This window comes from Luteibacter sp. dw_328, from assembly GCF_018449605.1.
Classification (GTDB): domain Bacteria; phylum Pseudomonadota; class Gammaproteobacteria; order Xanthomonadales; family Rhodanobacteraceae; genus Luteibacter.
Genome location: NZ_JAAVUW010000010.1, coordinates 172,156 through 194,185, shown reverse-complemented (window position 1 = coordinate 194,185; position 22,030 = coordinate 172,156). Strand labels below are relative to the sequence as shown.

17 protein-coding genes are annotated in these 22,030 nt (G+C 65.5%); 7 read left to right on the top strand and 10 right to left on the bottom strand.

The features are described 5' to 3' along the window. Positions 1–134: 134 nt before the first annotated feature. The gene (locus HB634_RS21755; RefSeq protein WP_255548733.1) at positions 135–1,145 is read left to right on the top strand and encodes an energy transducer TonB; all 1,011 of its coding nucleotides are present in this window, start codon (positions 135–137) and stop codon (positions 1,143–1,145) included. Between the two features lie 787 nt (positions 1,146–1,932). Here the strand turns inward: HB634_RS21755 and HB634_RS21750 are convergent. Next, on the bottom strand, positions 1,933–3,279 hold the full coding sequence (locus HB634_RS21750; protein ID WP_213950073.1) for a serine hydrolase domain-containing protein: 1,347 nt from the start codon (positions 3,277–3,279) through the stop codon (positions 1,933–1,935). A gap of 250 nt (positions 3,280–3,529) precedes the next feature. On the opposite strand from HB634_RS21750, the gene HB634_RS21745 reads away from it, so the two are divergent. Next, positions 3,530–4,813, top strand: coding sequence for an MFS transporter (locus HB634_RS21745; RefSeq protein WP_345777525.1), 1,284 nt, complete (start codon positions 3,530–3,532; stop codon positions 4,811–4,813). Here HB634_RS21745 and HB634_RS21740 read toward each other — a convergent pair. From HB634_RS21740 to mtgA, 3 genes are all read right to left on the bottom strand, one after another. Next, the gene (locus HB634_RS21740; protein WP_063573153.1) at positions 4,810–5,238 is read right to left on the bottom strand and encodes a CBS domain-containing protein; all 429 of its coding nucleotides are present in this window, start codon (positions 5,236–5,238) and stop codon (positions 4,810–4,812) included. The genes HB634_RS21745 and HB634_RS21740 overlap by 4 nt on opposite strands. A gap of 74 nt (positions 5,239–5,312) precedes the next feature. Beyond that, a complete protein-coding gene (locus tag HB634_RS21735; protein WP_213950072.1) occupies positions 5,313–6,263 on the bottom strand; it encodes a glycosyltransferase family 2 protein in 951 nt (316 codons plus the stop codon). A 9-nt stretch (positions 6,264–6,272) separates the two neighbouring features. Continuing rightward, positions 6,273–7,013 (bottom strand): monofunctional biosynthetic peptidoglycan transglycosylase, encoded by a 741-nt coding sequence (mtgA, locus tag HB634_RS21730; RefSeq protein ID WP_213950071.1) that lies wholly within the window; start codon positions 7,011–7,013, stop codon positions 6,273–6,275. A 106-nt stretch (positions 7,014–7,119) separates the two neighbouring features. Between mtgA and HB634_RS21725 the strand changes: the two genes are divergently transcribed. After that, positions 7,120–8,037: an Hsp33 family molecular chaperone HslO gene (locus HB634_RS21725; RefSeq protein WP_269447990.1), complete on the top strand. Its 918-nt coding sequence runs from the start codon at positions 7,120–7,122 to the stop codon at positions 8,035–8,037. Positions 8,038–8,157: 120 nt separating this feature from the next. Here the strand turns inward: HB634_RS21725 and HB634_RS21720 are convergent, their stop codons facing one another. Further along, positions 8,158–11,058, bottom strand: coding sequence for an EAL domain-containing protein (locus HB634_RS21720; protein WP_213950070.1), 2,901 nt, complete (start codon positions 11,056–11,058; stop codon positions 8,158–8,160). Between the two features lie 259 nt (positions 11,059–11,317). Here HB634_RS21720 and HB634_RS21715 point away from each other — a divergent pair, with 259 nt between their 5' ends. After that, on the top strand, positions 11,318–12,274 hold the full coding sequence (locus HB634_RS21715; RefSeq protein WP_213950069.1) for a hypothetical protein: 957 nt from the start codon (positions 11,318–11,320) through the stop codon (positions 12,272–12,274). A gap of 776 nt (positions 12,275–13,050) precedes the next feature. Here HB634_RS21715 and HB634_RS21710 read toward each other — a convergent pair. From HB634_RS21710 to HB634_RS21690, 5 genes are all read right to left on the bottom strand, one after another. Continuing rightward, complete coding sequence (locus HB634_RS21710) at positions 13,051–13,959, bottom strand: DUF4097 family beta strand repeat-containing protein (protein WP_063573078.1); 909 nt, start codon at positions 13,957–13,959, stop codon at positions 13,051–13,053. A gap of 25 nt (positions 13,960–13,984) precedes the next feature. Next, positions 13,985–14,404 carry a hypothetical protein gene (locus tag HB634_RS21705; protein WP_213950068.1) on the bottom strand — a complete coding sequence of 140 codons (420 nt, stop codon included), beginning with the start codon at positions 14,402–14,404 and terminating at the stop codon, positions 13,985–13,987. Then, positions 14,401–14,955, bottom strand: a complete 555-nt coding sequence (locus HB634_RS21700) for a sigma-70 family RNA polymerase sigma factor (RefSeq protein ID WP_213950089.1) — start codon at positions 14,953–14,955, stop codon at positions 14,401–14,403. Before HB634_RS21700 ends, HB634_RS21705 begins: the two co-directional genes overlap by 4 nt. A 200-nt stretch (positions 14,956–15,155) precedes the next feature. Next, positions 15,156–16,946 carry a phosphoenolpyruvate carboxykinase (GTP) gene (locus HB634_RS21695; RefSeq protein ID WP_213950067.1) on the bottom strand — a complete coding sequence of 597 codons (1,791 nt, stop codon included), beginning with the start codon at positions 16,944–16,946 and terminating at the stop codon, positions 15,156–15,158. Positions 16,947–17,054: 108 nt separating this feature from the next. Next, positions 17,055–17,645, bottom strand: a complete 591-nt coding sequence (locus HB634_RS21690; RefSeq protein ID WP_063571842.1) for a TetR/AcrR family transcriptional regulator — start codon at positions 17,643–17,645, stop codon at positions 17,055–17,057. 191 nt (positions 17,646–17,836) lie between these two features. Here HB634_RS21690 and HB634_RS21685 point away from each other — a divergent pair, with 191 nt between their 5' ends. The 3 genes from HB634_RS21685 to HB634_RS21675 all read left to right on the top strand — a co-directional run bounded on the left by HB634_RS21685 (position 17,837) and on the right by HB634_RS21675 (position 21,997). Continuing rightward, positions 17,837–18,673, top strand: a complete 837-nt coding sequence (locus HB634_RS21685; protein ID WP_255548742.1) for an alpha/beta fold hydrolase — start codon at positions 17,837–17,839, stop codon at positions 18,671–18,673. A 5-nt stretch (positions 18,674–18,678) separates the two neighbouring features. Then, a complete protein-coding gene (locus HB634_RS21680; protein WP_213950066.1) occupies positions 18,679–21,150 on the top strand; it encodes an acyl-CoA dehydrogenase in 2,472 nt (823 codons plus the stop codon). A 433-nt stretch (positions 21,151–21,583) separates the two neighbouring features. Next, on the top strand, positions 21,584–21,997 hold the full coding sequence (locus tag HB634_RS21675; protein WP_063571839.1) for a hypothetical protein: 414 nt from the start codon (positions 21,584–21,586) through the stop codon (positions 21,995–21,997). Positions 21,998–22,030 lie beyond the last annotated feature (33 nt).

Here is a 22,030-nt window from a genome sequence, read left to right as displayed (position 1 = left end):
GGATTCACGCGGCTATTACGGTTACCTTGTCGCCACATCGCGCTGCGGGGGACGGGGGGTCCTCCGCGTCAAGCCATCAGGGGGCGCGCGCTATGCGGAGTCCGCTTTCGACCGCCATGGATAATCGTCAACGCATGCCTTCGCGCCATTTCGTGCGCGGCGCCGTCAATCCCGTGACACTTACCGTCTTCGCCATTGTTCTGGCGCTGGCAGTCGCGGCCTGGTTCCTCATTATCAAGCCGTATCGCGACGCGAATGCCGGTGTCACCCCGGCCACCGCCGCGGCGACCAAGCCAGGCGCGACACGCGATACCCCGGCTAACGTCGACGCCCTCAGCACCGACCAGCTCCTGGCTGAGGCCCGCACGGCGATGAACGAGCAGCGTCTCGTCGCGCCGGCAGGTAACAATGCCTTCGAGTTCTACATGAAGGTGCTGCAGAAGCAGCCGGGTAATCCCGTCGCCGCCGACGCCCTGCGCGAGACGTTCTCGTACGGCGCCGCCGCCACCGAGCAGACGATCAACCAGCGGGACTTCAACGAAGCCCAGCGCGAGATCGACCTGCTTGCCAAGGCCGACCCCGAGAACTACACGCTGACCATTCTGCGTTCCAAGCTGGATGCCCAGCGCAAAACGCTGGACCGTGAGCAACAGCAGGCGGTGGATGCGCAGAAGGCGCAGCAGCTGGCCCAGCAGAATGCCGCCAGCGCCGCCAAGCTCCAGGCCGAACAGCAGGCGTCGGCTGCCGCCGAAGCGCAGCGTCAGCAGGCCGCACGTGAGCAGGCCGCCCGTGTCGCGCAGCAGCAGCCCACCGCGGCTGCACCCGTCGCCGCCGCACCGCGTCCGGTCGCACGCGCCGCCACGGACGAGTCCATCAGCGACGCTGTGCTGATCCGCCAGGTCAACCCGCGCTATCCGACGGCCGCCATGCGTGCGAACCAGGAAGGTTGGGTCGATGTGGAGATGACCGTGGGTGCCGACGGCGCCGTGGGTAATGTCTCGGTGGTCGACGCACAGCCCAAGCATGTCTTCGACCGTTCGGCGATCGACGCGGTGAGCAAATGGGAATTCAAGCCGGCCACCCGAAACGGTGAGGCAATTTCCGTCACCCTCCGCCGACGATTGCAGTTCAACCTCGGCAGGTAAGAACAAACGGCTCCGCAAGGAGCCGTTTTTTTTGCTGCGCTTCTGTAGGAGCCGATTCATCGGCGAAAGGACGGTCGCTAAGCGCCCCATGTAACCAGCGGCTTACGCCGCCTCACGCTTGTGGGTCCGTTGGGAGCCGCGAGGGGCAAGGCCCTTGGGGACGCGGCGCGGCTCTTCGAGACGGGCCGTAGGGACCGCTCTCGCTCCGCCCGTCGACTGAGCGGCCGTCAGCTTAGGCGTCCCCAAGGGCCTTGCCCCTCGCGGCACCGAACGTCGAGGTTGCGTGTCGTCGAGCGCACCACCAGCGACTTGCAGCGCCGCCCGTGTAGGAGCCGATTCATCGGCGAACCCTCAGCGGTGCTTGTTGCGAATGAGGCTTTGAATTACATCATGCCGGCTGTTCACCGCTCGCCCAATCACCACAAGGCCTCATTCGCAAACGCGAAAGCCTGAGGGTTCGCCGCTGAAGCGGCTCCTACAGAAAGCAGCCTGGTCGTTCATCAGACATTGAGCGACGAAGCGGCGTTGCGCTTGTGCCGCACACAACCTCAACGTCCGGTGTCGCGGTCGGGTTGGCCCTTGGGGCCGCCTAAGCTGAGGGCCGCCCAGTTTCCGTGCAAGTGATCGCGTCGCCTACGGCCCGTCTCGAAGAGCCGCGCCGCGGCCCCAAGGGCCAACCCGACCGCGACTCCCGAGCAGCACGAGCGTGAGGCGGCGAACGCCGCTGGTCACACGAGGCACGTAGCGGCTGTCCTTTCACGTTGGAACCGCTGGGGGAAAGAAGTCCTCAGGGCTTCTTTTTCTTCGTCGTCTTCGTCGACTTCGCCGGTGTCGCTTTCTTCGTGGCGGCGGCCTTCTTCGTCGTGGCGGCTTTCTTGGCAGGAGCGGCGGGTGCGGTGTGCACCGAGCCTTCCACGCCAGCCCAGTCGACGTGGTTCAGGCCGAGGAGGTCATCGAACACCATCGGCATCAGGCCGGCAGGGATCGGGCCGGCGCCGTTCCACATCGTCACCACGCCCGCGTGGTACTTCGGGAAGAAGCCGATCATCGTGCGGTAGCCGGAAACGGCGCCTGCATGGAAGATCAGGTCTTCGTTGGCGTACTTGAACACGCGCCAGCCCAGCGCGTAGTGCGCGTCGGTGACGCGGGCGTGGCGCCAGGGGAGCGAGTGCACTTCGGAGGGCGTGGCGACGCCGGCCGCGTGCAGCACGTCCAGCGAGGGCGTGGGCAGTACGTCGGGGCGACCGCCCATCTGTGCCATCAGCCACTGCTCCATGTCGCGCAGGCTGGCGTTCACGCCGGCGGCGGGAGCGACGCGGTAGTAGCTGTCGTTGGGCTCGTAGGGAATCCAGTTATGCGGACCGCCGCGATGGGGACGCGCCCAGCTCTTGCTGGCCTCGAGGGCATCGCGGCCGTAGCTGGCGGTGGTCATGCCCAGCGGCGCGAAGATGCGACGCTCCACCTGTCGGAAGAAATAATCACCGGTGGTGGCGTAGATCACGTCGCCGATCATGCTGAAGGCAACGTTCTGGTAGCCGTAGCACGAGCCCACTTTGCACGACAGATCCACCTCGTCGAGCTTGCGAACGAGTTCCTCGTACGGCATGTCGGCTTCGAGCATGTTGTCGTAGGTGTTGCGTGGCAGGCCCAGGCGCTGGCCGAGGATGTCGCGGACCGTGGCCTGCTGTGCGGCTTGCATGTCCTTGAGCTTGAAGTACGGAATGGTGTCGATCAGCTTGGTGTCCCAGCTGAGGAAACCCTCGCGAACCAGGACGGCGGTGACGCCGGTGGCGAACGCTTTCGACAACGAGGCCAGGCGGAAGACGGTTTCCGGCGTGGCAGGTTCTTTCGTTTTCGCGTTGGCGTAGCCGATGGCGCGCTCGTAAACGACCTTGTCGTCCACGATGACCGCCGTGACGATGGCCGGTGCGGCATCGCGTGCCTCCGCCTCGTCCATCCAGCGCTTGTAGTCCTCGATCGTCTGCTTGACGCGCTCAGGCGGCAGGTGGGCGGATTCAGGATCGGCGTGCACCACCGGCGGCTTCTGCGGCGGTGGCGGCGCGGCCAGAGCGAAGGGAGCGGCGATGGCGCAGGCGATAGCGCAGGCGAGCAGGGAAGCGGAACGAAACGACATGCTTATCTCGCGGGTCGAGGCGTGGGGACACGCCGCGGGAAGGGGGACGTCAGCGCGCTGATCGTCATCAGGGGCATTGTCTTTTACTTATGGGCCGGGGACAACGTCGATTCGTCGGCCGTGTAGGAGCCGATTCATCGGCGATTCCAGGGTGGAGGAGAGCATCGCCGATGAATCGGCTCCTACAGGAGCGGGGCGTGGGGGCGTGGTAGGCTTTGGCCAGCTTTCACCGGATCGAAGTCGGCCACCTGTGAATACACGTCGACCTGCCGCCATGGCCGAGGGCATGACCCTGGTCCTTTCGGTCATCGCCTTCTTCTTCGTGATGACCTCCTATTACGTGATCCGACCGGTCCGCGACCAGCTGGTGGGAGCGGCGGGGTCGTCCTCGCTGCCCCTGTTCTACGCGATCGTGCTGGTGGTAATGCTGGCGCTGACCCCTGTGTTCGGCTGGCTGGTCTCGCGGTTCCCGCGCCGGCGCGTCCTGCTGGGCAGTTATGTGTTCTTCGCCGCCTGCCTGGTCGGGTTCATCCCTGCCTTCGCCGTCCAGGACCGCATCGGTGCCGTCGCGTTGGGTCGCGTGTTCTTCGTCTGGGTAAGCGTCTTCAACCTCTTCGTGGTGTCGCTGTTCTGGAGCTTCATGGCGGACATCTATCGCAGCGTGCAGGCGCGGCTGATGTTTCCGTTCATCGCCTTCGGCGGCATGGCAGGTGCCCTGGTCGGGCCCGTGCTTACATCCCTGCTCGTCGCATCGATCGGTGTACCTGCGCTGCTCCTGGTGTCGGCGATTACCCTGTTGATCGCGCTGGGGCTGCTGCTGACGTTGTCGGATGGGGGAGCGGCCAACGATACGAGCGGTGGTGCCCCGGTTGGCGGATCGTTGCTGGACGGCGCGAAGGCCGCGTTCGCCCAGCCCTTCCTGCGTTACATGGCCATCCTCATGTTGCTCAGCGATGGCATCGCCACGCTGGCCTACGCGCTCATGGCGGATTACACCAAGCTGCACTACCCCGGGATTGCCGAGCGCACCCGGTTCTATGCGGACCTGGATTTTGCGATCAACAGTTTCGGCGCCGTGCTGCAGCTCACCATCACGCCGCTGCTCATGCGCGGGCTGGGCACGGTCTGGGCGATGGTGCTGCCGACCCTCGTCAACTTCGTCCTGCTGGCCCTGCTGGGTATCTACGGCCCCGCGGACATCGCGGTATTCGGCTCCGTGGTCTCGTTGCTGACCATCGTGCAGATCGGGACGCGCGGCATGACCTACGGCATGACCAAACCCGCGTCCGATGCGCTTTACACGCGCATGCCGCGCGAGGCGCGTTACAAGGGCAAGAACTTCATCGAGACCACGGTTTGGCGGCTCGGCGACGTGCTGGTCACCTCGGCACTCACTGCGTTGCGCGGGCTGGGCGTCGGCATTGCCGGCCTCGGCCTGATCAGCGCGGCGCTCTGTGGCGTGGCCACCCTCGTGGCCCGTCGCGCGGCGGTATCGCCCGACCTCCTTCCGGAGTCGGGCGCGAAGGACACCTAGCTGGTGATATAGCTCTCGAGCTGGTTGATCGTCTGCCTCTGCTCGGAAATCACCGCCTTGACCAGGTCGCCGATGGAGATCACGCCGACGACACGGTCGCCGTCACGCACCGGCAGGTGGCGCAGGCGGCCGTCGGTGCACAAGCGCATGCACTCGTCCACCGTGGCACTCGTCGAGACCGTGATAACGGTCGGCGTCATGATGTCGGCGACGGGGGTGTCGCGGGAGGACCTGTCCTTCAGGATGACTTTCCGGGCGTAGTCGCGCTCGGAAACGATCCCCACAAGTTCACTACCCTTGAGGACGACCAGCGCACCGACATTCTTCTCGGCCATCTGGCGGATGGCGTCGTAGACCGGCGCGTCTGGCGCCACGGCATAGACTTCCTTGCCTTTGGCGTCCAGGAGATGCTTGACCTGCTGCATTCTCGACTCTCCGGGTGGAGGCGGCGCGCGTCGCCGCGATGGTCCAGTGTAGCGCCGTCAGCCGCCGCGAGGCGTCACGATGAGGTGAAGGGTGGCTCGCCGCCCTGGCGGGATTCCACGTAGTAAAGCGGGCGGCGTTTGCTCTCCGCATACGTTCGGCCCACGTACTCGCCGATGATCCCCAGGGCGAGCAGTTGAATGCCGCCGAGGAACAGGATCACGACCATCAGGGTCGGGTAGCCGCGCACCGGATCGCCCCAGAACAGCACCTTCAGCAGCACCCAGATGCCGTAGAGAAAGGCGAGGACGGCGGCCGAAAGGCCCACCCATGTGGCCACTCGCAAGGGCGCTGCCGAAAACGAGGTGATGCCCTCGATGGCCAGGTTGCCCAGGCGCCAGTAATTCCACTTGGTGGCGCCAGCGTAGCGGGCGTCGCGGTGATAGGTCACGGCGGTCTGCCGGTAACCGATCCAGGCGAACAGGCCCTTCATGAATCGCTGGCGCTCACGCAGGCCACCCAGGGCGGCCACGGCGCGGCGCGAGAGCAGGCGGAAGTCGCCCGTGTCGCGCGGCAGCGGCGTGTCGGAGAGACGCTCCATGACGCGATAGAACGCCGCGGAGGTGAATTTCTTCAGGCGTGTTTCGCCGTCGCGTTCGCCGCGGGTCGCGTAGACGACATCGAAGCCCTCGCGCCAGCGCGCGATGAGCTCGGGAATGAGTTCGGGAGGGTCCTGCAGGTCGGCGTCGATGACGACCACCGCGTCGGCATCGGCGGCGTCGAGGCCGGCCGTCATGGCGGCCTCCTTGCCGAAGTTGCGCGACAGCCGCAGTGCCGTCGCCCGGCCGTCGGCGCCCGAGATCGCACAGAGCTTCTGCCAGGTGTCGTCGCTGCTGCCGTCATCCACGTAGATCACGCGTGCCGTGGCCTCGATCCCGTCGAGTACCGCGCCGATCCGGGCATGGAACGCGTCGATGACATCGCTCTCGTTGTAAGCGGGAACCACAATGGCCAGTGAGAACGTCATGTCGATCCTTTAGCGAACGCGGCCGGCGACGGGTGCCGGTCGGGTGAGATAGGCGGGACCGCCGAGTTGTCCCATCTGTTGCGCAATCCAGGCGGTGCGCTTCTGCACGTAGGCACTGGGCGCGTCGACGCGGAAGCGGCGCGGATTGGGCAGTACGGCAGCCAGGCGCGCCGCCTGGATCACGCCAAGGCGGTCGGGCGTGGTGCGATAGAACACGTCGCTGGCCGCGCCGACACCGTAGATGCCGTTACCGAGCTCCACGATATTCATATAGACCTCGAGGATGCGACGCTTTGGCCAGGTTGCCTCGATCAGCACGGTGAAGTACGCCTCCAGTCCCTTGCGGACGAAGCTGCGTCCGTTCCACAGGAAGAGGTTCTTCGCCACCTGCTGGCTGATGGTGCTGGCGCCCCGCAGGCGCTTTCCTTCATCCGAGGCGTCGATCGCGTCCTGGATCGCATCGATGTCGAAGCCGTGATGAAACGGAAATTTCTGGTCCTCGCCGGCCACCATGGCCAGCCCGACCTGGGGCGACACGGCGTCCCACCCTACCCAGCGATGGCGAAAGGTGAAATCCGACTCATGGGTGACGAATGCCTCCACGCGGCGCTCCATCATCATGGCGCTGGTCCACGGCGGCACGAAGCGCAGCAGGATTACGACCAGCCATGACAGGGCAAACCAGGCAAGGATGACAAGGCCGACGTAGCGGGCAAGTCGAATCGGCAGCGAGCGGGGCGTGGGGCTCATGGCAGCGCGGTGGCAAAGGATGGCGCAGTATAGGGGCCCGGCGCGTGCCGGGCTTGTCGGTACGCCGGCATGGCCCCATCTTTCGTCGGATCACCAGGAGGCCACCGTGACCGATTCGATCGTCGAAACCCTGTCATCCGAAGACGTGCTGCACCGCTTCATGCTTGAGAAAGCAGGCGTTCGCGGCGTGCTCGTGCGCCTGGGCGCCAGCTGGCGCGAGATCGCTTCACGCGGTGACTACCCCACGGATATCCGCAACACGCTGGGCGAGGCGGCGGCGGCCAGTGCGCTGCTTACCGGAAACATCAAGTTCGATGGCTCACTGTCGCTGGAGTTCAAGAGCGAGGGTGCGCTGCGCCTGCTCTTTGCCGAGTGCACCGACCAAGGGCACCTGCGTGGCCTGGCGCGTTACGACGCCGACACGATGCCGTCGAGCCTGCACCTGAACGAGCTGCCGAACGCCTTGCTCGCCATCACGATCGGGCAGGTGGATCGCGGTCGCTACCAGGGCGTGGTGGATCTGGACGAGCCGTCGATCGCGAAGGCGCTGGAGAACTATTTCGAGCGGTCCGAACAGCTGCCTGCGCGCATCCTGCTCGCCGCCAACGCCGAGCATGCGGTGGGGCTCATGCTCCAGCCCATCGCGGGCGAAGGCGGCCATAACGCGGCCGAAGACGACGATGACGCTTGGGCGCGCGTCGGCATCCTCACCGACACGCTGAGCAGCTCCGAGATGCTGTCGATCCTGCCGGAAGAACTGCTCTACCGGCTGTATCACGAGGAGACCGTGAGCGTTTACGAGGCGAAGGGTCTCGCCTTCGGCTGCACCTGCTCGCAGGAGCGCGTGGAAGGCATGCTGCGTGCGCTGGGCCGAACGGAAGTCGAGGCAACCCTGGACGATCGTGACGGCGAGATCGAAGTCGTCTGCGAGTTCTGCGCCACGCGCTACGTGTTCGATCGCGTCGATGCCGAGCGCCTGCTGACACAGGTCGAAACCCCACCCTCGCCCTCAACCCTGCAGTAATTCCGGCTTCCCTGTAGGAGCCGATTCATCGGCGATCCCTGCGCAGCGCCATGTGGAGGTTGCCGCGACCTGGTTTTCGCCGATGAATCGGCTCCTACGACAGCAACAGCGGCGGTGGAGTCAGGCGTCGAGGGACAAGGGAGCAGCCAGCCACTTGCTTGCCGGCTGGGGCTGGGCAAAAAGGAAGCCCTGGCCGAAACGGCAGCCGATACGACGCAGTGCGCGCATCTGCGACTCGGTTTCGATGCCTTCGGCGATGACCTGCATGCGCAGCGAATTGGCCAGCGCCTGGATCGCCCGGACCACCGCAGTGCTGTGCGCGTCGGTGTCGGTGTCTTCGGAGGGCAGCTCGATCACGAAAGATCGGTCGATTTTCAGCGTCTCGATCGGGTACTGGTGCAGGTAGCTCAACGACGAGTAACCGGTGCCGAAATCGTCCAGCGCGATGCCGACGCCATGATCCCGAAGGTTCTCGAGGATGCGTTTGACCTGCGCCGGGTTCTCCAGCAGCGCCCGCTCGGTGACTTCCACGCGAACGCACCGCGCCGGCACGCCGTGCTCGGCGAACAGATCGAGCAGGCGCTGGTCGAGGTCCGGTGAGCGGAAGTGGCTGCCCGACACGTTGATGCTGACGAAGCCTTCGTCGCGCGTGAGGGCGCGCACCTGGCGGGCCACCTGCTCGAAGATCTGCCAGTCGATGGCTTCGGAACAACCGGTGTCTTCGGCCACGGAGAGAAAGTCCCCCGGCGGCAACAGACCGCGCTCCGGATGGCGCCAGCGCAGCAGGGCTTCGTAACCGACGACGCGGTTGTCTTCGAGGTCCACGATGGGCTGGTAAAACGGGACGAACTCATTGCGCGTGAGGGCGCGGCGCAGGTCGCCTTCCAGCTCGAGCAGCGAGAGCGCTTCACGGCGCAGGCGGTCGTCGAATACCGCTGCACGGTGGCGACCTTCGTCCTTCGCGCGGTACATGGCCGAGTCGGCGTCCCGCAGCAGTTCTTCGGGACGCGTGTATTCCGGCGTGGGCAGCGCAATGCCGATCGACGCGGAGGTGAAGATCTCCTTCGCGCCCAGGCGGAACGGCGTCTGCAGCTGCGCGATGATGCGCTCGGCGATATGCGTGGCGGCCTGCGGGTCAGTGATGCCTTCCACGAGCACGGCGAATTCGTCGCCGCCAAGGCGTGCGACGACATCGCGTGTTTTCAGGCACGCACGCACGCGGCCACCGACCTGGAACAGGAGGTCGTCGCCCACGAGGTGGCCCACCGAATCGTTGATGACCTTGAAGCGGTCGAGGTCGATGAAGAGCACCGCGAAGAGATCGGCGGGATTCTCGCGATAATGATTCAGCGCCTGCTCCAGGCGCTGCAACAGGAGCGTGCGGTTGGGCAGGCCGGTGAGCGAATCGTGCAGGGTCTCGTACTTGAGCCGCCGCTCGACACGCTCGCGTTCCGCGATCTGCTCGCGCAGGTCGCGGTTGGCCAGGGCCAGGGCACGTGTGCGTTCGGTCACCCGGCGTTCGAGGCTGGCGTAGGCCTGCTTGAGCGACTCGGTGGTGTACTTGCGCTGCAGTGCATTGGCGATGTGGTAACTGACGAAGGTCAGCAGTTCCTGGTCGCGTGCGCTATAGGTGTGCTCGGGCGAGTAGCTCTGCACCGCCAGCACACCCATCGATTTTTCGTTCCAGATGAGCGGCACGCCCAGCCAGTGGAGCGAGCGTGCGCCGCTGGTGGAAAGGACCTGGTCGCGATTGAGCCGGTCGATCTCCTCGCGGTCGGCGAGCAGGGCCTTGCCGTTACGCAGGACGAATTCGGTGAGCCCGCGGCCGAGCTCGCGCGGCTCGCGTGAGCCGTCGAGTTCGTCGACCGAATAAGGGAACGTCAGCTTGTTCTGGTCTTCGGAGAGCAGCGCGATATAGAAGTTGCGCGCGTACAGGAGGCCACCGATAACGCGATGCACGGCGGCGTAGAAGTTCTCGATGCTGTCCGAGGTGTTCGCCAGTTCGGCGATGCGGAACAGCGCGGCCTGCAAGCGCTCGCCACGCTGGCGTTGCAGCACCTGCTGGCGCAGGACGCGATTGGCTTCGCGCAGTGCGGCCGTGCGGGTGGTGACGCGGCGCTCGAGTTCTTCATGCGCCTGGCGGCGTTCGAGCGCCGTCTGCACGTGCTGGGCGACGTAGGTCAGTAGCTCGCGATCGTTCTGCGTATAGCGCGTGTCGTCGCGATAGCTCTGCACGACCAGGGCGCCGACCACGTCGTCGCCGCGCTTCATCGGCACGCCGAGCCAGTCGTCGCTGGGCGGCCCGATCGATACGCGCGGGCCCGGAAGGTTTTTTTCCAGCTCCGTGCTCGCGCCCATCAGCGACTTGCCGCCTTGCAGCACATGCCAGGTGAGCGAGTTCTCGATCGCATCGATCGGGCGGATGCCTTCCGGGTCCGGAATGTCGGGATCCAGCGAGTCGACGAAGTAGGGAAAGCGCACGGTGCGGTTCTGCGCGTCGAACAGCACGATGAAGAAGTTCTCGGCATACATGAGGCTGCCCACGATGCCGTGGAGCGCACTCATCATGTCCTTCATGTTGTGCTCGGCGCCGGCCTGCTCGGCAATGGCATAGAGCGCGCGCTGCAGTCGCTCGGCGAGCGCCAGGCGCGAGATCGCCTCGTAGAGATTCGCGGTTTCGGCGAGCTGCCGCAGGCGTATCGAGGCAAGCCGGCCGAGCCAGTCGATCAGTTCGGCCGAATCCGGCAGGCCGGCTTCGGCCGTATGCAGTTCGAGTACCCGCTCGGTTTGCGGGTCGGTTCCCAGTTCGACCACGGCATGTCCGCTCGACCGGGGCTCGGCGGCCCCGCGCCAGGCCACGCGGGCGCCCGGCATGAGGTGGCGGGCGAAGGCCTCGCTCTCGCTCCGGACCACTTCCGCCTCAGCCGCCCGTAGCAACCGCTCGACAGCCTCGCGCAACGGGGTGCTTTCACCGTGACCGGGCGCCTTGACGGACGGGCTTTGGGTTGGAGCGATAGTCATCGCCTGGCAAGGATTCCGGTATGGTCGGTTCAGTCTATATGCGTTAAGGCGGCCGCGCGATGGGGCGTGGAGCGCCAGTCTCAGGGGCCTTGCGCCAGCGTGTAACCTTTCCCCTTCATGCTCATAAACGGCAGGCGGGCCGATTCCTGAAGGTGGCCCTCCGGGGTGTTAGTAAAACGTAAAACGCGATACACTGGCGGTGTTCTCGCGAGGCTGATGCGGGACCTCGGGGATTTCAGCCACCTGCCGATAGATGACCATGCGCAGATCCTTTCTTACCTTGCTACTGCTGATGCCGCTCGCCGCGGCAGGGCAAGTTGCGCCGGTGGGTTCGGACGCCACGGCAACGCGGCTCCTGGGCCAGCAACCCGACGGTTACGCCCAGAATGCGCAGGGCTCGGTGCCGCTTTGGCGCGCCCCGGACGGTCGCATGCTCGCCCTCAGGTCAGACGATCGCACCGACGGTACCCAGCCGCTTGCCCTGCATGCGGTGAACGCCGGTCCGTTCCTTTCCAGTGGCCTGCAGTACGACCTTGGCCCGCATGTACAGGCCCACGCGAACATCACCGGCCAGGGCTGGATGAATTCCGTGGAATCCTGCGGTGCTTCCGGCGCGGCGCGAGGCGATCTCTGCAACGTGTCAGGGGCACCGCCGCGCATTGTCGGCAGCGAAGTAGGCGCGACGTATCGTGGCACGGGTTACAGCCTCGGTCTCGGTGTCGGCTCGAGCCGTCCCACTGGTACGGGCGCAGCGTTGCCTCGCGTACTTCCGGGCCTGGCTACCGCCTCCGGTCTGCCGATCACCGCACTGTCGTCCAGTACCGAATTCAACGCCCATGGCAGGGTCGACCTTGGTTCGCGCAGTGGCATCGATCTTGGCGCCAGCATCGGTCGTATCCGGCTCACCCCGGGTAACTTGCTCGGTATCGGCTCGGTCGACCAGAAGGCGCTGAGTTTCGGCGTCGATCGCGGCCCCATCTCGGGCCTGATCACCGGTCGCACGATGCAGCCCGAGGCGACGGCTATCAATCAGATCAACGGCGACCGCCGCTGGAGCGCGATCGACCTCGGCGTCACCTGGCACCTCCCCTGGCGCGGCCAGCTCTCGGTCGGAGCCCAGAACGTCTGGTCGTCGGGCAACGCACCCAGCGGCCCTACCGGTCCCGAGCCCGACCAGGCCCGAACCCCTTACGTCCAGTACCACCAAGACCTCTAAAAGCCGCCCACGAGGCGGCTTTTTTGTGGCCGCGCTTTTGTAGGTGCCGATTCATCGGCGAATGCCGGTCGCTACGCGCCCCATGTAACCAGCGGCGTTCGCCGCCTCACGCTTGCGGGTGCGTTGGGAGCCGCGAGGGGCAAGGCCCTTGGGGCCGCGGCGCGGCTTTTCGAGACGGGCGGTAGCTGGTCTCTCGCTCTGCAAGGTAGTCGGGGCCGCCCTCAGCTTAAGCGTCCCCAAGGACCTTGCCCCTCGCGGCACAGAACGTCGAGGTTGCGTGTGGCCGAGCACACCGCCAGCAAGTTGCAGTGCCGCTCTTGTAGGAGCCGATTCATCGGCGAACCCTCAGCGATTGATCTCGCGAACGAAGCATTGCGTCGCATCGTGCGGGCGTTCAACCGCTCGCCCAGTCACCACAAGGCCTCATTCGCAAACGCGACAGTCTGAGGGTTCGCCGCTGAAGCGGCTCCTACGACAGCGGTGCAGCAACGTGGGTGTGGCAAGCATTCGACACACGGCGACGAAGCGGCGTTGCGCTTGTGCCACACACAACCTCAACGTCCGGTGTCGCGGTCGGGTTGGCCCTTGGGGCCGCCTAAGCTGAGGGCCGCCCAGTTCCCGGGCGAGCGAGACCGATGCCTACGGCCCGTCTCGAAGAGCCGCGCCGCGGCCCCAAGGGCCAACCCGACCGCGACTCCCAAAAAACCACGAGCGTGACGCGGCGAATGCCGCTGGAAACACGCGCCCGCAACGCGGGCGAACCTTTTAAAGAACGCTCAGCGACCCTGCGCGCGTAGCTTCACATCGCCGCTGAAGGACTCGACGTGGATGTTGCCGTTGCCGCCGCCGATGGTGGTCTTGAGCTGCTTGCCGGGGCCGTCTTCCCCGCTGGAGGGGTTGCCGAAATCGCTGCGGATGCTGCCGCTGAATGTCGAGGCCTCCAGCTTGGCGGAAACATCGGACGGAAGCTGGAGCTGGACATCGCCACTCATCGAGTCGACGTCGATCTTGCCGTCGCGCGTGGGGCCGCCGTTGATCTGCGTGTCGCCCGAGACCGTGCTGAAGTTGGCCTGCTTCCAGGGGCCGCCGCCGATCGTCATGCGACCGGATACGGTCTGCGCTTCGACGCGTTCAGTGACGCTCGGCGCGATGATGTCGCCGGAAACGGTCTGCAGATCGGCCTTGGTCGCGCTGCCGGCGAGATCGATGCTCCCGCTGACGGTCTGCATGTTGATGTCCGGCGAGCGCAGGTTTCCGCGGATGCGGCCGCTGACCGAGTTGATCTCGATCTTGCCGCCGTCGAGGCCGTCGATGCTGACCGGCGCGCTGACCACGTTGATCTCGACGCTGACGGCCTTGGGCACGCGAACGTTGAGTACGGTGGGCTGCATGCGCGTGTCGCTGCCCCAGCTGAATATCGAGTGTTCTTTCGAGTCGCTATCGACGTGGATTTCCACGTTGCCTTCGTTGCCTTCGATCTCCAGCGGACGGGCGCCGTCGCCCAGCGAGCCGGAGACCTGGATCTGATTCTTGTCCCAGGCGGTCACGGTGACCTCGCCCTTGACGTTGTCGATGCTGACCTTCGCATTGGGCCGGATGTCTTTCGACAGGTTGATCGGGGTCGAGGCGAATGCCTGTCCGATCGAGAACGCCAGCAGCAGGGGGGTGATGTAGAGCGTTTTCATGAGTGGGGTCCTGGCTGTTCGCATGTTAGCCGGCTTGCTTTTCGAGATTACGCAGACGGTCGCGCTGGCGTTCGGTCTTCAGCAGCAGACGCTGCAGGGCGGCCGAATCGGGGGAGTCCTGCATGGCCTGGGTCAGCTCCATGCGCGCGGCGTCGAGTTCCACCGCAGCTCCGGAGAGACGCGGGTCGGTCGGTTTCCAGTGGGTTTCGCTGGCAAGTGCGTTGTTGGTGGCAGGCGCGACGAGATGGAGTCCGATGCTGCCACCGAGGAGGGCCACGCCGGCAATGGCAGCGGCCATCAGCCAGGGCTGCGCGCGTCGATGGCGCGACGTCGCGGCGACGGGCGCCTCGTCGAGGCGGGCTTCGATGCCGGCCCATAGATCGCGACGGGGCGCAACCGGCCGGTTGAGGGAGCGCATCTGGCGCAGGTATTCGAGGTCATTCATGGCTTATCTCCCAGTGCGCGACGGAGCAGTCCGCGTGCACGGTGTAACTGCGCTTTCGAGGAACCGACCGCCATCCCGAGTTCAAGGGCGATCTCCTCGTGTTTCCAACCTTCCACGTCGTAAAGGACCAGCACGGCACGGGCCCGCGGCGGCAACGCCGCGATGGCCTTTTCCAGCTCGTCGCGCTCCACGGCGCGGACGGGATTATCGAGGTCGGCGATGTCCGGTAGATGTTCATCGTCGACGATGCTGACCGGGTCGGCGTTGCGGGCACGTATGGACATGAGTGCCACGTTGACCGCCAACCGGTACACCCAGGTGCCGAACGCGCTTTCGAAGCGGAAGCCTTCGAGCTTCTGCCAGGCGCGGATGAAGGCTTCCTGGGTCAGGTCTTCCGCGCGGGCATGGTCGAAGGCGGCCAGGCGGAGGATGGCGCCATAGACCCGGTCCGAATGCTTGCGGTAGAGCGTCTCGAACGCCTTCCGGTCGCCGCCGACGGCAGCGCGCACCACATCGTCATCGGACGTGGCGACAGGCAGCTCAGGCTGCATGAAGGAAGTGGCGGCGAGGCATAGGGCATTCATCTTGCCAGCTTGGATGCCGGCAAGGGGAGAAGCGTTTAAGGGATAAAGGAAATGTGGGAGCCGCTTCAGCGGCGAAAAGCCAACAAAGCGGCGAAGCGGTAGCCCCAATCGCCGATGAATCGGCTCCCACACAGAGCCAGCCCCACAGCAGCAGGGCTGGCCTGATATCAGGCGACGTTGGCTGCCCGACGCTCCACGGCGGCTTCCAGGGCCTTGCTCACACGCAGGCGCTCGGCCTTGAGGCGCTCGGGCATACGCGCGCCGAAGCCCTCGAGGTAGAGGCCGATGGCGTTGAGCTCTTCGGTCCAGCCTTCGACATCGACGTGGAGGAGTTCGTCGAGGGCGCCCGGCTTCAGCGACAGCCCCTCGGCGTTGAGCTCACCCTTGGCCGGGACCACACCGATCGGGGTTTCCATGCCTTCCGCCTTGCCGGCGACGCGCTGGATCATCCAGTCGAGCACCCGGAGGTTCTCGCCGTAACCGGGCCACATGAAACGACCGTCGGCATCCTTGCGGAACCAGTTCACGTGGAAGATCCGCGGCAGCTTCGCACCGGGTTTGTCGAAGGACAGCCAGTGGGCGAAGTAGTCGGCGAAGTTGTAGCCGCAGAAGGGCTTCATTGCCATCGAATCGCGGCGAAGCACGCCGACCGCGCCCGTGGCGGCGGCGGTGGTTTCCGAGCCCATGGCTGCACCGACGAGAACACCGTGGGCCCAGTCCTTGGCCTCGAACACCAGCGGCACCAGCGAGGGGCGGCGGCCGCCAAATACGATCGCCGAAATGGGCACGCCGGCGGCATGTTCGGATTCGGGTGCCCAGCTCGGGCACTGCTTCGCGCTGACCGTGAAGCGGGAATTCGGATGCGCCGCCGGACCGTTGGCCGCGTCGTACGGACGCCCCTGCCATTCGGTGACCGGTTCGCCTTCGCCGAGGCCTTCCCACCACGGACGCGCGTCCGCGGTCACGGCCACGTTGGTGAAGATCGCATCGTGGCCAAGGGTGGCCAGGGCGGTCGGGTTGGTATTCGCGCCGGTGCCCGGGGCGACACCGAAATAGCCGGCTTCGGGGTTGATCGCCCAGAGGCGGCCATCTTCACCGGGTGTCATCCAGCAGATGTCGTCGCCGACAGTCCAGACCTTCCAGCCCGCCTTGAGGTAGCCCTCGGTAGGAATGAGCATGGCCAGGTTGGTCTTGCCGCAGGCCGAGGGGAACGCCGCCGCGATGTAGTGCTTCTCGCCCTGCGGGTTCTCGATGCCGACGATGAGCATGTGCTCGGCGAGCCAGCCTTCGCGGCGCGCCTGGTGGCTGGCGATGCGCAGCGCGTGGCACTTCTTGCCGAGCAGGGCGTTGCCGCCGTAGCCGGAGCCGATCGACTTGATCGACAGCTCCTGGGGGAAATGCATGATGAAGCGACGCTCGGGATCGAGATCGCCCGTGGAGTGCAGGCCCTTCACGAACTGGCCTTCGCGCTCGATGCGGGCGAGGGCAGGGGCGCCCATGCGCGTCATGATGCGCATGTTGGCGACCACGTAGGGGCTGTCGGTGATCTCGACACCGCAACGCGACAGCGGCGAGTCGATGGGACCCATGCAGTACGGAATGACGTACATGGTGCGTCCGCGCATGGCCCCGGCGAACAGCGCGTCGATCTTGGCGTGTGCGTCGGCCGGTGCCATCCAATGGTTGTTCGGGCCCGCCTCGTCTTCCTCGGGGGTGCAAACGAAGGTCAGGTGCTCGACGCGAGCGACGTCCGACGGATTCGAGCGATGCAGGTAACTGCGCGGGTTGGTCTCCTCGTTGAGCGGGAGGAGATCGCCACTGGCGAGCATCGTCTGGACGAGCTCGGCGTATTCCGCGTCCGAGCCGTCACACCAGCGAACGGAGGTCGGCTCCGTCAGTCGGGCGACATCGTCAACCCATCGATTCAATGCTTCCAGGGAACTGCCGTACGAACGCATCCGTTGTGGTCTCCAGTTAAACGCTGTAGAGACAGTAGTTTGCGTTCGATGGTATTGGCAAGGCACGGCGCAGCAAAAGTCGCCGCGCCGTTCAGCTGACGCGTCCGATCACGCGGTCGGCTTGGCCGGCGTCAAGGTAAAGATCACGTGCTCGACATAGGCGTCGAACTCGTCGTGGCTCAGTCGCGGCAGGCCAAGGGTGAAGTTCAGCTGCAGGAAGCCCACGTAGGCCGCATAGGTAAGACGTGCACGATGCAGGGCGACAACGGGCTCGAGGCCGGCTTCCTGATACATCGTGGTGAGGAACTCGATGCGCCGCTGCGACACGCGCGCCATGACCGGCACGACCTGCGGATGGTCGAGCGCTTTGAGCAGGGCGGCGTAAACGCGATGCGCCTGCAGTTCGTGGGCGACACGGCGGAACAGTTCCGGCAGGCGCTTACGGGGATCGGCGATGCGCTCGATTTCACCGAGGACTTCGCGTTCGCCGTATTCTTCCCACCGTTCGAGCGAGGCCTGGAGCAGGGCTTCGCGCGTACGGAAGTGCCAGTAGAAGCTGCCTTTGGTGACGCCCAGACGGCGTGCAAGCGCCTCCACGGCAAGGGCGCCGACGCCTTGTTCGGCGATAAGGGCTAGGGCGCCGTCTTCCCAGTCTTCTGCGGAGAGGCGGACTCGTTCATTCTTGGCACCGTCGGTCATCGACGCATGGTAGCCGAGACGCCGCCGTTTGCAATCCGGCAGCCTCCTGGCTTGTTGCATAAGACCTTGACTTGGTTGCCATTGCGTGACCGTACGCGGGCGTATTGACGCACCTCTCCCAGACCTACATACTCGGCCGTATGGTTGCCCATCCCACGTCCGTATCCTCTGCCTCTGCGAGCCTGGTCTCGATGGACGGCATTGCGCTGGCCACGCAGCGCTGGCCGGGCGTGCGTTCGCCGGCGCTGATCTTCGCGCACGGGTTCGGGCAGACGCGCCACGCCTGGAACGGCGCGGCGCGAACGCTGGCGGCGCAAGGCTTCGATGCCACCACCTTCGATGCGCGGGGTCATGGCGAAAGCGAGCGCGTGCCGCGCGGCGACTACCACATGGAGCAGTTCGTCCACGATCTGCTCGCGGTATCGGCCGAGTCCGGCTCACCGGATGGCCGGCCACCTGTACTGGTCGGCGCCTCGATGGGCGGGCTGCTGGGCCTGATGGCCGCCGGTGAAGCGGAGGAGGGCCGCCCGCCGTTCTCGGCGCTGATCCTGGTCGACATCACCCCGCGCTGGGAAACCGCCGGGGTCGAACGTATTCTCGGCTTCATGCGCGCGCACCCGGACGGTTTCGCGAGTTATGAGGAGGCGGCCTCGGCGATCGAGGCGTACCTGCCGCACCGCCGTGAGCGTAAATCCGAAGCGCAGCTCAAGCCCTTGTTGCGTCAGGGCGAGCACGGCCGCCTTCGCTGGCACTGGGATCCCGCCCTGCTCGATGGCGGCCTCGTCCAGGAAAGCGAGCGTTACCAGCCGCGCCTGTTCGAGGCCGCCGCGCGCGTCCAGGTGCCGGTGCTGCTCCTTTCCGGCAGCCGCAGCGACGTCGTCTCCAGCCAGACCGTCGAAGAATTCCTACGTCTCGTCCCGCACGCGCGCCACGTTTCCCTTGCCGACGCCACGCACATGGTGGCCGGTGACGCGAACGACGCGTTTACCCGCGAGATTTCCCAGTTCATGCAATCGCTCCCGAGGTAATACCGATGTCTGCAATCCTGGTTGTACTGGCGGCACTCATTGCCTCCGGTGCCTGCGCTTACCACCGCACGTCGCTGCGCACGTGGGCTGTCGCCACGGCGGTCACGACCCTCGTCGTCGGCCTGCTCGCGCGTGCGCCGGTAACCACGGTCGTCGTGCTGATCCTGCTGGCCCTGGTCGCCGCACCGCTGCTGATGGTCGACTTCCGTCGGAAGAAGATCAGCGCACCGCTGCTGTCGATCTTCGCCAAGGTGACGCCGAAGCTGTCGGAAACCGAGCAGACCGCCCTCGAGGCCGGCACCGTCGGTTTCGAAGGCCAGCTGTTCTCGGGCAAGCCGGACTGGTCGGAATTGCTGCGTCAGCCGAAGCCGGAACTCTCGGTGGAAGAGCAGGCCTTCCTCGACGGCCCCGTCGAAGAACTCTGCGGCATGATCGACGACTGGCAGATCACCCACGAGCTGGCCGACCTCCCGCCGAACGTCTGGGAGTTCATCAAGAAGAACAAGTTCTTCGGCATGATCATTCCGAAGACCTACGGCGGCCTCGGCTTCTCGGCGCTGGCTCACTCGGCCGTGCTGCAGAAGCTCTCGAGCATGTCGCAGACGGTCGCGTCCACCGTCGCCGTGCCGAACTCGCTCGGACCCGGCGAGCTGCTCATGCACTACGGCAGCGACGAGCAGAAGAACCACTTCCTGCCGCGTCTGGCCGATGGCCGTGAAGTTCCGTGTTTCGCGCTGACCGGTCCCTACGCCGGTTCGGACGCCACCTCGATTCCCGATTTCGGCATCGTTACCAAGGGCATGTGGAACGGCGAAGAAACCGTCGGTATCCGCCTGACCTTCGATAAGCGCTACATCACGCTGGCGCCGGTCGCGACCATCGTCGGCCTCGCCTTCCGCATGTACGACCCGGACAAGCTGCTGGGTGAGAAGGAAGACCTGGGTATCACGCTGGCGCTGCTGCCGCGCGAAACCCCGGGGATGGAAATCGGTCGTCGCCACTTCCCGCTGAACACGCCGTTCCAGAACGGCCCGGTGCACGCGAAGGACATGTTCGTGCCGCTGTCCGTACTGATCGGTGGCCCGCACATGGCCGGCCAGGGCTGGCGCATGCTGGTCGAGTGCCTGTCGGTGGGTCGCGCGATCTCGCTGCCGTCGAACGCCACGGGTGCCTCGCGCATGGCGGTCTCGGCGACCGGCTCGTATGCGCGCATGCGCAAGCAGTTCGGCCTCGCTATCGGCCGTTTCGAAGGTGTGGAAGAAGCGCTCGCCCGCATCGGCGGCCTGACCTACGCCATGCAGGCACTCTCGCGTGCCACCGCCGCCGCGGTCGATCGCGGTGAGAAGCCGGCCGTGCCGTCGGCCATCGCCAAGTACCACGCTACCGAGTGGTGCCGTCAGATCGCGTCGGATGCGATGGACGTACACGGCGGCAAGGGCGTCATCCTCGGACCGAAGAACTACATGGGTCGCGGCTGGCAGTCGGTGCCGATCGCCATCACGGTGGAAGGCGCGAACATCATGACGCGCAGCCTGATGATCTTCGGTCAGGGTGCGATCCGCTGCCATCCTTACGTGCTGAAGGAAATGCAGGCACTGGGTATTGCCGATTACCGCGAGCGCCTGAAGACCTTCGACAAGGCACTCTTCGGCCACATCGGTTTCGGCTTCTCCAACGCCGTGCGCAGCTTCGTCCTGGGACTGACCGCGGCGAAGATCGGCGACACCGCTGGTGACGCTTACACGCGCCGCTACTACCGCAAGCTCAACCGTTACTCCGCGGCGCTGGCACTGTGTGCCGACGTGGCGATGGGTGTGCTCGGCGGCAAGCTGAAGTTCAAGGAAAAGCTGTCTGCCCGTCTGGGTGATGTGCTCTCGTACCTGTATATCGCCAGCGCGATGCTCAAGCGTTACGAAGACACCGGCCGTCCGGAAGCGGATCGTCCGCTGCTGGCCTGGGCTTTCCACCAGTGCGTGTGGAACATGCAGATGGCGCTGGATGGCGTGATCCGTAACTTCCCGGTGCGCCCGGTGGCCTGGGTGCTGCGTGCCCTGGTGTTCCCGTTCGGTCGCCGCGAAGTGCCGCCGTCGGATCGCCTCGGTCGCCGCGTCGCCGCGCTGATCACCGCGCCCAGCGAAGCCCGCGAGCGCCTGACCACCTGGACCTACCTCACCCCGACGGCGAACAACACGGTGGGTCGCATGAATGCGCTCCTGCCCGACGTGATCGCCGCCGAGCCGGTGGAGCGCAAGTTCCTCAAGGCGTTCAAGGGTGGCCAGCTGAAGTCGCACACGTACAACGAGCAGCTCGCCGAAGCCGAGAAGCTGGGCGCCATCACCACCGCCGAGCGCGACCTGCTCCAGCGCGTGCGTGACGGCGTCGCCGAGTTCATCTCGGTCGATGACTTCGACAGCGAAGAGCTGCAGGCTGGCGTGAAGCGCAATGCCGAAGCCATGCAAAAGGTGCGTGCCGCCTAATCGGCTGTGCTTCTGTAGGAGCCGATTCATCGGCGAAAAAGGCCGCGAGCATTCGCGGCCTTTTTTTATTCCCCAGCAGGCTCGGCTTCGCCATCGCATGCGCCGCCCACGCCGGTGTCCATGGCGCGAGCCGCGAGGGGCAAGGTCCTTGGGGCCGCGGCGCGGCTCTTGTAGGAGCGCTTCAGCGGCGAACCCTCAGCCCTTACGTCGCGAGCGAAACATTTCACCGCACATGTCATCAGCTCGCCGGCAAGGTTGAGAAGTGATGGCGGCATGGTGTGGCGTGCTGTTTCTGCTCCCAAAACGTTTGTCGTATGGCCGGGCGCATTGTCCAGGTTTAGCGTGTTCCACACGGCGGGCGTGAGTCACCCGAACTAACACCTTTTGCCCAAGGAACGGTGGGTGTCGTGCTCCGATGGAAAGGAATCCATTTATGAAACGGAAGTCTGGGAGTGGGCATGGTGACCTCGCCGCCTTGGCGGGCGATCGCGATCAGTCATTTGGCGACGGCGGCGTCTTGATCGTTCACATCCCCGGTTACGACACGACCTACGGGCGATGCGTCTTCATGCGCGACGACTACTCCTTGCTGCTGGGCAGCTCGGTAGAGCGGTCTGTGCTGACCGATGAAGGGCCGGATACGAAGTTCGCCGTGACCTTTCTCAATGCCGTAGCGGGAGAGGTCGATCAAGGGCTTGGCTATGGTCGGCGGATGACCCCGGATTCCGAGGCACGGATTGTTCTCTGTGGATGGACGATGACGACAGGAGGTTCCGACGTCTCTCCGTTCGTCGTGCGCTACCTGGGCAAGCAGATTTCATCGCGACCTGCTCCAGCGTATGCGTGACGGCGTCGCCAGCCGCCGGTGTCGCGCAGGGGA